Source organism: Azoarcus sp. Soil_N_20 (genome assembly GCF_057656155.1).
The window spans coordinates 44,103-57,757 of the sequence record NZ_JBDGKX010000011.1 but is presented as its reverse complement, the minus strand read 5'-3'; the positions used below and the strand labels follow the sequence as shown (position 1 = coordinate 57,757).

Sequence of the window (13,655 nt, the reverse complement as noted above, 5' to 3'; positions counted from 1 at the left end):
ATCCGTGGCGGGAGGGAAGTTGTGTCCACACCAAATGGAAATGAAGGGAGACTCATGAAAAACTCGAAACTCACGAAGGTCGCCGCATCCCTGGCCGTGCTGTTGGCCGCTTGCGGCACCGCGTACGGCGAGGATGGCGATTCGTCGAACTATTTCCGCATCGGCGGGTACGTGCGCGGTTGGGCGGCGTTCAACCTGCAGGACATCCCGGAGACCGAGGACAACGACCGCGGCAGGCTGTCGATGCTGCGCGGCTCGCTGCTGCTCGACGCGGATGCCGGGACCGGCCCGATCAAGTGGAAGGCGGTCGGGCGTCTCGATCGCGAATACAAGACCGAATACCTTCGCGACCTGGAACGCCTGCGTGCGACCAACGGCACCACCGGCGGCGATTCCTCGAGCATACTCGACAACTACAACGAGGCCGAGATCCGCGAGTTCTGGGGGGAATTCAAGGTCGGCGAGCGCACCGCCGTCCGCCTCGGCAAGCAGCAGATCGTATGGGGCGAGTCCGACTTCTTCCATGCGATGGACGTGGTGCACGGCTACGACCTGAGCTGGCGCCTGTTCCTCGAGGGCGAGAACGAGGAGTGGCGCAAGCCGCTGTGGCTGGCCAGCATCAAGATCGACGTGCCCGAGGCCGACGGCCAGTTGCACGCCTACGTCCGCCCCGGCCTGGATCGCTGCGAGGACATCGGCAACACCTACGATATCCAGGGCGGGCGCTGGTTCTTCCAGCCCTACCGCGGATTCGACCTGACCGCGCTGACCGAAAAGGACTGCGACCATCCGTCCGGCGACAAGGACGACGTGACCGGCGGCATCCGCTGGGCGGGGACGGCCGGTCCGGTCGACTATTCGCTGGCTTATATCAATACCTTCTCCGCCGATCCGGTCGCCAACTCGGTGTTCGCGCCGTACCGGAAGGCGCCCGAAGGTCCCTTGTTCGACCTCATTCACCCCCGGATCGATGTCCTCGGCGCCACCGTCAGCGGCTATTCGTCCGCCCTCGATGCGGTGATCAGCGCCGAGATCTCCTACACCTTCAACCAGCCCTACAACGTCGGTACCGGCGCGCTGACGGCGCCTTCGCGCGGGGCCGCGGCCGGCCTCGGGCTGGGCGGCATCCGCACCAAGGACGTCGTCACCACCATGCTGCGGGTCGACAAGAATCTGCGCTTCGAACGCCTGCTCGGTACCAACCGGCCGTCGTTCTCGTCGGTCCAGCTGTTCGACACCTGGGTGCAGAACTACCGCAAGTCCGACGACCTGGCACGCCTGTTCGCCTATGGCTCGCCGCTGTCCGAGCACAACACGATCCTCACCGCATTCTCGGTGTTGAACTACCGCGGCGACACGATCAACCCGGGCCTGGCCGTCGGTGTCGACCTGACCCACGGCGGGGGCTTCCTGATCCCCAGCATCGATCTGGCGCTGGGCGACGACTGGCGGGCCAAGATCGAAGCCGACCTGTTCTGGACCTCGGGCACGTCGCGGACCCTGTTCGATCCCGACCGCTCGGTCCAACTGTTCGGCTATTTCGCCAACAACAACCAGCTGACCTTCCGGCTGACCCGTCAGTTCTAATCAAAGGAGACAACCCATGAATCGAGCATTCACCTCGCGACGCCACCCGCTGCGTCTGGCTGGTCTGTGCGCACTGGCGCTGGGCCTCGGCCTGGGCCACGCCCACGCCGAGGAGCTGCAGGCCGGCTTCGTCATCACCAAGGACAACTACGATTCAATCAAGAGCAAGACCTTCGAAGGCAAGACCATCGCCAGCATGGTCCCCGAGCGGATGGAGCAGATGATCAAGAACGCCGGGTTGACGATGAAGATCGCCAATTCGAAGAAGATCGAGATGGACCCGAAGTATGTTGCGGCCAGCCGCGACAATGTCGGGACGGTAAGTTTCGATCCCGCGACCCGCACCATGAGCGGGTGGAAGGCGGGCATGCCCTTCCCGCCCGACACGATCAAGCTGGACGATCCCACTGCCGGCGACAAGGTGATCTGGAACCTCCGCGCGGCGACCTATGGCGCCACCATGGACCTGCGCGACATCTCCTTCGTGTTCATCAGCGGTGCCACCGGGGTCGAGCGTGTGCAGCGCTGGCAGTCGCGCCGTTACTATATGGAAGGTCGTCTCGACGGCGGCCCGGTCAGCGAAGGTGACGGCAGCATCTCGCAGAAGACCTTCCTGTTCGCCACCAGCCCGCAGGACATCCGCGGACTCGGTACCTTCTCGATCCGCTACAACGACCCGACCTCGGCCAAGCCGGACGACACCTGGGCCTACCTGAAGTCGGTGCGCCGCACCCGCCGCCTGTCGGGCGGGGCGTGGATGGATCCGATCGGCGGTACCGACCAGCTCTACGACGACTGGGACATCTGGGACGCTTTCCCGACCAAGTACCAGGCCAACAAGCTGGTCGGCAAGCGCTGGGTGTTCGCGATCGCCCACAGCCCGCTGGTCAGCGTGGACAACGACAAGCGCGACACCCCGGCCGAGTTTCCCTCGGTCGGGCTGACCGAGGCGCCCCATTACTTCCCCGCCAAGCACATCGAATGGGAGCCGCGCGAAGTGTATGTGGTCGAGGGCACGCCGCCGCCGGAGCACCCGTACAGCAAGAAGGTGGTGTACATGGAGGTCGATTTTCCGCGCCCCTACCTCGGCGAGATGTACGACCAGAAAGGCGAGTTCTGGAAATACATGATCTTCCAGAACCGGCCCGATATCGGCGATGACGGCTACAAGGCGGTGATGCCGGTGGTCGGCCACGTGATCGACGTCAAGCGCAATCACTCCACGACCTGGTCGTCCAACATGAAGGCCAATCCGAAGGGCGTCAAGGAGAGCGACGTGTCGCTGAGCAAGCTGGAGGAAGTGGCAACCGGCGGCCGCTGAGCGCGCTTGCCGGGTCCGCCCCGGGGCCTGCGGGTGGCGCGCTGCCGCCCGCAGGCCCCGTTTCGCGTGATCCTGGCGGGAGATGGCGACGCCCGCGCGCTGCGGCCGGGCCGCCCGTGGCCGAGCGCGGCCTGTCCGGATATCGGACGCCAGAACTGTCCGAAAATCGGTCGAACGAAAGTCGGTCGCTGCCGGCCCGTCCGCACCTTCCCCGGTGCGTCCGCCAACGGGCACCGCCCCGATCGGGCGCCATCCGGGGCCTGCAGCCGGATCGGCGTGGTCCGCCTGCCATCGGCGCCGGGGACCGGCGGGGTCGTGCGTTGCTGGTACGTTAGTTGCGAGATGCAGCACACCCCCGGAGCCCGGGGCCGGCTGCGCCGAGACACGCAGCCGGCCCGCGGCCGGGCCGCTGGGATGTCTGGGTGACAGGGAGCAAGTCGCCCACTCGCCGACCGGATCCGGACCGATGCGGACGGTGGCGGGGGGCGTATTCGTACACCACGGCGCACGACCGCGATCCCTTCCGATCGGCCGGCGTAGCGCGTGGGGAAAAAGGAGGAGTGAGATGGAAGTTGCCCATCCGAGCCAGATGTTCTCGCGGCCGGAAAACGACCGCCGGATCATGGCGACCTGGGAACGCTTTCTCAGCGGTGAAGAGAGCAGTTCCGACGCATTGCGGCGGCTGATCGACGATTCCTGGCGGCGCTGCTTCGATGCGAGCGTCGACCCCGGTCGCAGCCAGGCGCCCCCGCCCTTGCCCGAGCAATCCCTGCATTCGCTGCGCAACGAGCGCGGCGAACTGCTCAGCGCGAGCACGCCGGTGATGGCCCTGGCGCGCGAGTTCCTGTCCGAGACCGGGACGGTGATGGTGCTGGCCGACCAGGGCGGGACCATCCTCAACCTTGAAGGCGATCCGGCGACCCGCGGCGCGGCCGAGGACTTGCACCTGCTGGCGGGCGCGAACTGGAGCGAGATGGCCTGCGGCACCAACGCGATCGGTACCGCGCTCACCATCGGACAGCCGGTCCAGATCCACTCCGCCGAGCACTACTGCGCCGGCATCAAACTGTGGACCTGCTCGGCGACCGTGATCCGCGACCCGTACGACGGCGCGATCCTCGGCGTCATCGACGTCTCCGGCCTGAGCACCACCTACAACCGCCAGAGCCTGGCGCTGGTCGTGACCACCGCCGGGCGGATCGAGAACCGTCTCGCCAAGTTCGAGATGGACGTGCGCTATCGTCTGCTGGAGTACTGCATGCGGCGGCTGACCAGTTCCACCACGGACGGCATCATCGTGCTCGACCGCCGCGGCAATCCGATCAAGGCCAACGAACGGGCGGCCGCCGCACTGGCCGAACTGGGCGACAGTCGCTGGGACGGCAAGCGTGTCGATCTGGCCTCGCTGGCGCTCGGTGCCGCCGATGGCGACCAACTTCCCGACGGCCTGCCGGCCTCGATCCGTGCCGACTGGCTGGAGCCGATCATCCACGACGGCCAGCGCATCGGCACCCTGCTGACCGTGCCCCGGCGCCGGGCCGGGGTGACGATGGGGGCGGCGCTGGGGACGGCGGACGCTGCCGACCCGATGGGCGCCGCCGGCTTCGAGCGCATCATCGGCCGCGATCCGGGGCTTGCCCAGGCGGTGGTCCGCGCCCGGCAGCTGGCACGCTCCAGCGTGCCAGTGCTGCTGCTCGGCGAGACCGGGGTCGGCAAGGACGTGTTCGCGCGCTCCATCCACGATGCGGGCTCGGCCACAGGGGCGCCGTTCGTCGCCCTGAATTGCGGCGGGTTCTCGCGTGAGCTGCTGACCAGCGAGCTCTTCGGCTACACCGAGGGCTCGTTCACCGGGGCGCGCCGCGGCGGGATGATGGGCAAGGTCGAGGCCGCCGACGGCGGTACCCTGTTCCTCGACGAGATCGGCGAGATGCCGCTCGACCTGCAGCCCCATTTCCTGCGCGTGCTCGAGGAGGGTGAGGTGTACCGGCTGGGCGAGAACAAGCCGCGCAAGGTCAGGTTCCGCCTGATCGCGGCGACCAATCGGGACCTGCGCAAGGAGGTCGAGGAGGGACGCTTCCGGATGGATCTGTTCTATCGGGTCGCGGTCACCAGCATCCGGATTCCGGCCTTGCGCGACCGTGCCGACGACATCCCCTTGCTCGCCGACCACTACCTGGACAAGCTCGCTGACCAGCACGGCATCGAGCACGGGGTGCTGCTGCCGTGCGCGATCGAACGCCTCAAACGCTACCACTGGCCGGGCAATATCCGCGAGTTCCGCAACGTGATCGAAAGCATGTTGCTCACCGCGTCCGATCCGGTCCTGTCGGAAGATTGCCTGCCGGCCGAGGTCCGTGCCGCTCGGGTGCCCTCCGGCCCGCCACCGCTGCAGCCCGAGCCACGGAGCGCGGTCACCAGCCTCGAACATGCCGAACGCGAGACCATCCTGCGCGCGATCCGCAGCTGTCACGGCAACATGACCGCAGTGGCGCGCGAGCTGGGGATCGCGAAGAGCACCCTGTACCTGAAGCTCAAGCGTTTCGAACTCGATCCGCTGGTCGATAGCGTCCGCACCCGACGCCAATAACGGTGGGTGATTCAATTGGACGGCCCGGGCACTTCGCCCGGGCTTTTTTATTTTCAGAATTGATTTCGTCCACGTTTCGGAGTTCGCTCATCCGACATCCGGACGGTCATCCATTAATCGGACGGTAATGGATCGACTAATTCCGTTAAATTAGAAAAACTAGAATTAAAACAATAAGATAGTTAATGTTTTTGGTTGGCATGGCGATTGCTATAAGAGCTCACGGATGCCGTTCTCGATAACGGAGTGATTCGAGAGTTCATTCCGCACCGAGGAACCGCGAATGGCCCGGATAGTTCCGGTGCCATCCCCGGCCGCCCGATCAGGATTCAAACAGCAAATCGTCCGCAACCCGTCGGTAGGAGGAAACGCAGTATGTCGCTGCAAATAAACATCGATAACGGTGGAACGCTCACCGATATCTGCATCAACCAGGACGGCGTCGTCAGCAAGACCAAGGTGCTGACCACGCCGTACGACCTCAGCAAGTGTTTCTTCGAGGGCCTGCAGAAGGCATCGGGGGTGATCTACGGCGAACAGAACGTCGCCCGCCTGCTGGAAGAGGTCGATCTGATCCGCTACTCGACCACCCAGGGCACCAATGCCATCTGCGAGCGCAAGGGCCCTCGTCTGGGCCTGATCATCGACGCCGCCGCACGCGACCTGCCGGTGCGCCTGGCCGAGCACGACCCCGAGGTGTACGAGGCGCTGGTCGGCGACCGCGTGGTGTTCCTCGATACCACGGGCCTGGCCGCCAACGATGCCGACGTCGAGGTGGTGCGGGCGATCAACAGGCTGACCGCCGCCGGTGCCAACCGCCTGGTGGTCAGCTTCGATGGCGCGGGCTTCCTCGGGGTCGAGAGCCGGTTCAAGCAGGTGGTGCTGCGCAAGTACCCACGCCACCTGCTGGGCGCGGTTCCGGTCCTGTACGGCAGCGATCTGTCGACCGATCGCGACGTGGTCCGCCGCACCTGGACCGCGCTGATCAATTCCTTCCTTCATCCGGCGATGGAGGCCTTCCTGTTCAATGCCGAAAACCGGCTGCGCGCCTACCGTACCAAGAACCCGCTGCTGATCTTCCGCAACGACGGCGACGCCTCGCGGGTGGCGAAGACGGTGGCGATCAAGACCTACAGCTCCGGGCCGCGCGGCGGCATGGAGGGGATGAAATCGTTCGCCCGCCTGTACGGCCTCGCGGACGTGGTGGCGATCGACGTCGGCGGCACCACGACCGATATCGGCCAGTGCGTGAACGGCAAGGTCGCGGAGGTTCGCCGCGGCCATGTCGAAGGCATCAGCGTGTCCTTCCCGCTGTGCGAGATCATGAGTGCGGGGGCGGGCGGCAGCTCGATCTTCAAGGTCGTGAACAAGCGCATCGTGATCGGCCCCGAAAGCGTGGGCGCGGTGCCGGGGCCGGCCTGCTTCGGCCGTGGCGGCAAGGAAGCGACGATTACCGACGCCAGCCTGCTGTGCGGCCTGTTCGATCCGAAGTCCTTCTTCGGCGGCGGCATGGGACTCGATGCCGACCGGGCCGCCACCGCCGTCACCCTCGCCATCGCCCAGCCGCTCGGGTTGGGGCTCGATGACGCCCTGCTGCAGATGGAGCATGCCTACGAAGACAAGATCGCGGTCGAGCTGCATCGCTTCACCCGCATCTCCAAGGACACGGTGATGCTCGCGTTCGGCGGCGCCGGCCCCCTCAACGCCTGCGGCGTGGCCGAAAAGGCCGGCGTCGACCAGGTCGTGGTGCCGCAGCTGGCAGCGGTGTTCAGTGCCTACGGGATCGGCTCGTGCGACATCTCACAACGCTACGCGGTCGCCCTCGAGGCGCGCAGCGACAGCGGGCTGAATGCCGCGCTCGCGGCCCTGAAGCTCAAGGCGATGCGCGACATGTTCGCCGAAGGGGTCGCCGAGGGCGGATACACGGTCGAGGCCACGCTGGTCGCGGAGCGTGCCGGAGGCGAGGAAGTGGTGTGCCCGCTCGGCGCCGAGCCGTCCTTCCCCGCCGAGTTCGCCGATGCGGTGGCGGTCGAGCTGGAACTGCGCGCGGTCAAGCCGTTACGCCAGCAGGCCGCCACCACCGCCCGCTTCGTCGAAGGCGCGGCGGCCGTCGCCGACGGCACCCGCAACGTGCTGTCGCGCGGCGAGGGCCGGATCGACGTGCCGGTGTACCGGCTCGCCGCGCTCAAGGCCGGCGACCACGCGGCCGGGCCGGCGATTCTGGAAGAGGACTACTTTACCTGCCGGGTGCTCGATGGCTGGAGTTTCGTCATCAGCGACGCGGGCGACATCTTGCTGAAGAGGAAGGCTTGAAGACCATGAAAGTACTGATGACCGAATACCTCCGCATCGACCTCGACACGGAGCACTGGGAATGCCGGGTGTGCAACCACGACATCGGCCCCGCCAGCCACAGCTACAAGGAAGGGATGCTGGTGTACGACCGCGACCCGCGCGAGATCCATCCGCCGATCATCGATCCGGAGAAGTACCGCTTCACCTTCAGCCCCGATCCGGAGTGGGTGCGCATCCTGGAGTACTACTGCCCGCATTGCGGCACCCAGGTGGAGACCGAGTACGCCATTCCCGGCCACCCGCCGCTGCATGACATGGAGCCCGATCTGCCCGCGCTGAAGGCCCAGTGGGCGGCACGCGCGGAGGTTCCGGAGCCGGTGGTCGGACCGGCGGTGCTTGGCGGCCAGGGCCATAAGCACTGAGCCCACGGTTTTGCCGGTGGCTGCGCCCGTCGCAGGGTCGCGGCACGCCGCAACGAACGAATTGAGGAGATAGCATGAGGCGCGTTTCAGTCGATATCGGTGGCACGTTCACCGATTGTTTCGTGGTTTGGGATGGCAAGTACATCGAGGCCAAGGCCCTGACCACACATCACAACCTGGCCCTGGGCTTCAACGAAGCGCTCGGCAAGGCCTGCCACGTTCTCGAGCTGGAGCTCGAGGAGATCCTGTCCCAGGTCGATTCGGTGCGCTACGCGACCACCCTGGGGACCAACGCGCTGATCGAGCACAAGGGGCCGAAGATCGGCATGCTGGTCACCGCCGGGTTCGAGGCCACGGTGCCGCTGAGCCGGGCCCGCGGCTACGGCGAGGGCCTGGACAACCTCGGCCAGCAGGACATGCCCAACGCCCAGCGCCCCGATCCGCTGGTCCTGCCGCACATGATCTGCGGCGTGCGCGAGCGGGTGGACTTCCAGGGCAAGCTGGTGATGCCGCTGGACGAGGACGACGTCCGCACCCAGATCCGCACGCTGGTGGACAAGGGCGCCGAGATCATCGTGGTGGCGCTGGTGAACGCGGTGGTCAACCCGACCCACGAGCAGCGCATCGAGGAGATCCTGCTCGAGGAGTATCCGTCCCACCTGCTCGGCGCGATCCCGGTGATCCTGTCGCACCAGGTGGCCGGACGCAAGGGCGAGTACGTGCGCGCCACCTCGGCGATCGTCGACGGCTACCTGCACTCGACCATGTATTACGCGCTGTCCGCGCTCGAGCAGAACCTGCGCGCCCACCGCTACGAAAAACCGATGCTGGTGATCCACAACTCGGGCGGGATGGCGCAGCTCAACTCGACCGACGCGCTGCAGACCATCCACTCGGGCCCGGTATCGGGGATCGCCGCCTCCGAGCATCTGGCCATGCAGGCCGGCCTCGGCAACGTGGTGGCGACCGACATGGGCGGCACCAGCTACGACATCGGCATCGTGGTGGACGGCGGCATCAAGCACTACGACTTCAACCCGGTGATCGACCGCTGGCTGGTCTCGGTGCCGATGGTGCACCTGGTCACGCTGGGCGCGGGAGGGGGCTCGATCGCGAGCTTCGACCGCATGTACAACACGGTGAAGTGCGGGCCCGAATCGGCCGGTTCCGACCCCGGTCCGGCCTGCTACGACCGTGGCGGCATGCGCCCGACGGTGACCGATGCCGACCTGCTGCTGGGCTACCTCGACCCCAAGAACTACGCCGGCGGGTCGATCCCGCTCAACCCGCGGCGCGCTTCGGCCGCGATCGAGGACGCGCTGTGCGACGACCTCGATTGCTCGGTGATCGAAGCGGCGCTGCTGGTGCGCGCCAAGGTCGACGACAACATGGCCAACGGCCTGTTCACCGAACTGCGGGCGCGCGGCTACGACCCCAAGGAGTTCACCATGCTGGCGTACGGCGGCAACGGCCCGCTGCACTGCTGCGGGATCGCGCAGAACCTGAACATCGACAAGATCCTGGCACCCCCGCTCAGCTCGGTGTTCTCCGCGGTCGGCGCCGGCAACATGCACCAGCTCCACATCCACGAGCAGTCGCTGTACATGGTGCTGTACGACTCCAACAGCCGCCACATCTTCGACGACTACGACCGCTTCAACAGCATCGTCGCCGAGCTGAAGGAACAGGGGACGCAGGATCTGCTGCGCCAGGGCATCGCCAAGGAAGACATCTGCCACAACCTCGAGCTGGACATGCGTTACGGCAACCAGCTGGTACAGACCACGGCGGTCATTCCGAAGCACGAGGTCAGTGGCCCCGGCGATGTGCTGGCGCTGATCTCGCAGTTCTCCAACGACTACGGCAAGCGCTTCGGCGAAGGCTCGCAGGCACCGGAAGCGGGCATCCGCATCAACACCATCCGGGTGGCGGCCTTCGTCCGTCACGAAACCGTCCAGTTCGAGGACATCAAGCCGGTCGCGCCCGAACGGCGCACCGCCCCGCCGAAGCCGGCCAGCACCCGCAAGTGCCACTTCGTCGGCCACGAAGGCGCGTTCGAGACCCCGGTGTGGAGCCGGGCATCGATCGAGCCGGGGGTGCAGATCGCCGGACCCGCGATCATCGCCTCCGAAGTCACCACCTTCCTGGTCGACCCGGGCTGGAACTTCGTCGCCGCCAGGCAGGGCGCCTCGTGGTTCCTGCGTGCCTGAGCACGGCCCGAACCTCATCGACCTTTCACCAAATACAGGACCGAACATGAGCGATATGAATGTGCCGGCTGCGGCCAAGGTGCCCAGCCCCGAGGAAGTGGCGCTGATCAAGAAGTTCCTCAACGACACCACGCTGTTCCTGGGCCCCGATCCGGAGATCATGCAGAACCATGACCTGATGCCGCGGACCGGATTCGAGGACGAGTGCATCCACCAGGTCAGCGATGCCCACACCATCGCCAAGATCCGCGACCGCATCCAGGCCGGCTGCGACGAGGGCTACGAGATGGTCGAGCAGATGGGCGCGGCGCCGGGAGCCAAGTGGGGCGACGTCATCACCGGGGTGTATTCGGCCTCGGGCGACCTCGCCATCGCCAGCGCCGGCGGCGTGCTGATCTTCTCGGCGCTGGTGCACCATCCGATCAAATTCATCATCAAGAACTGGATCAACGACCCCACGGTGGGCGTGCGCGACGGTGACGGCTTCATCCACAACGACTCGCGCTACGGCAACGTGCACAATACCGACCAGAGCATGATCCTGCCGATCTTCCACGAAGGGAAGCTGGTGTGCTGGGTGGCGTCCACGGTGCACGAGGGCGAGAACGGCGCGATCGAGCCCGGCGGCATGCCGTCGATGGCCGAGAGTCCGAGCGACGAGGGGCTGAAGATGTCGCCGTTCAAGGTGGTCGAGAACTACCAGATCAAGCGCGACATCCTGACCTTCCTGCAGAACTCGGTGCGCGAACCCAAGCTCCAGTACGAGGACATGAAGGTCAAGCTGTTCGCCTGCCTGCGGATCAAGCAGCGGATCGAGGAGTCGCTCAAATCCGACGGTCCCGCGGCGCTGGTGTCCACGCTTCGTCTGACCATGGAGAACGTGCGCGCCGAGGTCAAGCGGCGGATCAGCCAGTGGCCGGACATGACGGTGCGCACCTACATCATCCAGGACTCGACCCTGCGCGAGAACTGCGTGGTGAAGATCAACTGCCGGCTGACCAAGACCGGCGACCGGCTGATCTTCGACTTCCGCGGCTCCAGCCCGGAATTCACCAACCGCGCGACCAACACCATCGTTGCCGGCCTCAAGGGCATGCTCGCCCAGGTCTTCCTGTGCTACGTGTGGCCCGACCTGCCGCGCGGCCAGGCGGCGTTCGCGCCGATCGAGGTGATCACCGATCCGCACTCGATCGTGAACTGCTCGTACGACGCGCCCAACTCGCAGAGCCTGATGTCGATCTTCACCGGCTTCACCGCCGGCCAGCACGCGGTGGCGAAGTTCCTCTACAGCTGCCCGGAGAAGTACACCAAGGTCCATGCGCCGACCTTCAACATGATCAACACCTTCATCTGGGGGGGCGTGAGCCAGCACGGCGAGACCCTCGGCAACCTGTGTGCCGACCTCAACGGCATGGGCGCGGGGGCGACCGTCGATCGCGACGGCGAGCACGCGCTCGCGCCGATCTTCGCCACCATGGCGGACATCGGCGAACAGGAGCTGAACGAGGAGGAAGTGCCCTTCCTGCAGCTGGTCTCCAAGAAGATGACACGCGACGCCGTCGCCCCCGGCAAGTACCGCGGCGGCCAGGGCTACACCATGATGGTGGCGACCAAGGACAGCGAGCAGTGGGGCTTCATGACCGTGTGCCAGGGCGCCAAGATCCCGCCCCTGCAGGGCCTGTTCGGCGGCTACGCCTGCGGCTGCTACCCGCTGAGCAAGGTCAAGGGGGTGGATGTCTACGACGTGCTGATGAACGAGCCGCACAAGTTCAAGCACTCGATCGAGGAGATCATGAACGAGCAGCCGTTCGAGGACGCGAGCTACACCACCCACCACATGGGCATGGGCTTCGAGATCTCCAAGCGCGGCGAACTGTTCATGATCTCGCAGGGCGCCGGCGCCGGTTACGGCGATCTGCTCGAGCGCGATCCCGCCGCGGTGATCCAGGACATCGAGGAAGGCCTGATGTCGGCGCCGGTGGCGGAGCGTCTGTACAAGGTCAAGTTCGACCCGGCGACCCTCGCCATCAACCATGAGGCGACCGCTGCCGCGCGCGACCAGGAGCGCCAGGCCCGGCTGGCGCGCGGGGTGCCGTTCAAGGACTTCGTGAAGACCTGGAGCAAGCCCCGGCCGCCCGCCTACCTGCAGTACTTCGGCTGCTGGGGCGACGACGTCGGCACCCTGTACGCGGGGAGTCCCGACCTCACCCGCGATGCCGACAAGCCGAGGCCCAACTACATGCGCCATCCCAAGGATGTCCGCATCGAGGAACTGGAAGCGCGGCTCGCGGCCCTGGGCGCACTGGCCGAGGAAAAGCAATGAGCCAGGGTCTCGCCGACCTGCTGCCCGGCAGCCAGGGCAGCGGGCGCATCCGGCTGTGGCTGAAATCCTCGGCCTACACCACCCGGCTGCTGCTCGGCGAGGCCGGTGACCCGTGGGGGAGCGCGGCGCAGTACCTCGCCTGCTTCTCCCAGGCTCACGGCCTGCTGCGCCCGGACGTCGCGGTGGTCGAGGTCGGCGAGCTCTACGATTCGTGGCTCGCCCGCCACCCCGAACTGCGCGCCGAACTGGGGGCCAAGCGCCGCCTTTCCTTCCCCTTGCGCAAGCTGCTCGAGCCGGTTGGAGCGCGCGAACTGCTGGCCGAGGTGCTGGAGGCGGTGGCCGCGCACCTGCGCGGGCAGGTGCCGCTGGTGCTGGCGATGCCGTCACCGCGTGCCTGGCTGTACCGCGCCAACCTGCTGGCGGGACGCGAAGGCTTCGAGCTGGAGCCGGAAGCGATCGAGGATGCGGCGATGTACGTGGCCGACGTGCTGCGCGCGGTGTCGCAGCAGCCGGTCGCCGGCCTGCTGTTCGAGGAGGACGGCGCTGCGGCGGTGCCCGAGCCGGTGGATGTCGAACGTTACCGGCCGCTGCTCAACGTCGCCCAGCACTACCGCTGGTCGCTCGCCCTGCGCCTGGGGCGCGAGCCCGTGCTGGCGTGGCCGGATGCGGGCGAGGTGCAGGCGGTCATCGGCGCCCCGGCGCTGATTGCCGGGGCCGCCTGCGCCACCGGGGTGGATGTCGGCGCCGGGCTGTGGGCGGGACAGACCATCCCGGCGCTCGGCGCCGGCCAGTTCTATTTTGCCGAGGTGCCGCGCGGTCATCAGCCGGAGCAGGTGCTCGAACAAGTCGCGCGCCTGCGTGCCCTCGGCGGCTGCCGGGCGTGAGCGACGATCGCCGGGCGCGCGGGTGC

General features: G+C 66.7%; 8 protein-coding genes. All 8 read left to right on the top strand.

What is annotated here, in order from left to right; all coding sequences use genetic code 11:
• The first annotated feature begins 54 nt into the window (after window positions 1–54).
• The 8 genes from AC3A35_RS19900 (at window position 55) to AC3A35_RS19865 (ending at window position 13,629) form a co-directional block, all read left to right on the top strand.
• Entirely contained in the window at window positions 55–1,587 is a 1,533-nt protein-coding gene (locus AC3A35_RS19900) for a DUF1302 family protein (protein WP_487438036.1), read from the top strand.
• Window positions 1,588–1,603: 16 nt separating this feature from the next.
• Entirely contained in the window at window positions 1,604–2,908 is a 1,305-nt protein-coding gene (locus tag AC3A35_RS19895; RefSeq protein ID WP_487438035.1) for a DUF1329 domain-containing protein, read from the top strand.
• Window positions 2,909–3,473: 565 nt separating this feature from the next.
• Complete coding sequence (locus AC3A35_RS19890) at window positions 3,474–5,495, top strand: sigma-54-dependent Fis family transcriptional regulator (protein ID WP_487438034.1); 2,022 nt, start codon at window positions 3,474–3,476, stop codon at window positions 5,493–5,495.
• A gap of 375 nt (window positions 5,496–5,870) precedes the next feature.
• The gene (locus AC3A35_RS19885; protein WP_487438033.1) at window positions 5,871–7,808 is read left to right on the top strand and encodes a hydantoinase/oxoprolinase family protein; all 1,938 of its coding nucleotides are present in this window, start codon (window positions 5,871–5,873) and stop codon (window positions 7,806–7,808) included.
• Window positions 7,809–7,813: 5 nt separating this feature from the next.
• Window positions 7,814–8,212, top strand: coding sequence for an acetone carboxylase subunit gamma (locus AC3A35_RS19880; RefSeq protein ID WP_487438031.1), 399 nt, complete (start codon window positions 7,814–7,816; stop codon window positions 8,210–8,212).
• Between the two features lie 74 nt (window positions 8,213–8,286).
• Complete coding sequence (locus AC3A35_RS19875; protein ID WP_487438029.1) at window positions 8,287–10,422, top strand: hydantoinase/oxoprolinase family protein; 2,136 nt, start codon at window positions 8,287–8,289, stop codon at window positions 10,420–10,422.
• Between the two features lie 46 nt (window positions 10,423–10,468).
• Window positions 10,469–12,745: a hydantoinase B/oxoprolinase family protein gene (locus AC3A35_RS19870; protein ID WP_487438027.1), complete on the top strand. Its 2,277-nt coding sequence runs from the start codon at window positions 10,469–10,471 to the stop codon at window positions 12,743–12,745.
• Window positions 12,742–13,629, top strand: coding sequence for a hypothetical protein (locus AC3A35_RS19865; protein ID WP_487438026.1), 888 nt, complete (start codon window positions 12,742–12,744; stop codon window positions 13,627–13,629). Before AC3A35_RS19870 ends, AC3A35_RS19865 begins: the two co-directional genes overlap by 4 nt.
• Window positions 13,630–13,655: the final 26 nt, after the last annotated feature.

What these genes read in the sequence shown, in the direction of transcription:
- AC3A35_RS19900 (WP_487438036.1), top strand. Translation starts at nt 55, where the DNA reads ATGAAAAACTCGAAACTCACGAAGGTCGCCGCATCCCTGGCCGTGCTG.
- AC3A35_RS19880 (WP_487438031.1), top strand. Translation starts at nt 7,814, where the DNA reads ATGAAAGTACTGATGACCGAATACCTCCGCATCGACCTCGACACGGAG.
- AC3A35_RS19875 (WP_487438029.1), top strand. Translation starts at nt 8,287, where the DNA reads ATGAGGCGCGTTTCAGTCGATATCGGTGGCACGTTCACCGATTGTTTC.
- AC3A35_RS19885 (WP_487438033.1), top strand. Translation starts at nt 5,871, where the DNA reads ATGTCGCTGCAAATAAACATCGATAACGGTGGAACGCTCACCGATATC.
- AC3A35_RS19890 (WP_487438034.1), top strand. Translation starts at nt 3,474, where the DNA reads ATGGAAGTTGCCCATCCGAGCCAGATGTTCTCGCGGCCGGAAAACGAC.
- AC3A35_RS19865 (WP_487438026.1), top strand. Translation starts at nt 12,742, where the DNA reads ATGAGCCAGGGTCTCGCCGACCTGCTGCCCGGCAGCCAGGGCAGCGGG.
- AC3A35_RS19870 (WP_487438027.1), top strand. Translation starts at nt 10,469, where the DNA reads ATGAGCGATATGAATGTGCCGGCTGCGGCCAAGGTGCCCAGCCCCGAG.
- AC3A35_RS19895 (WP_487438035.1), top strand. Translation starts at nt 1,604, where the DNA reads ATGAATCGAGCATTCACCTCGCGACGCCACCCGCTGCGTCTGGCTGGT.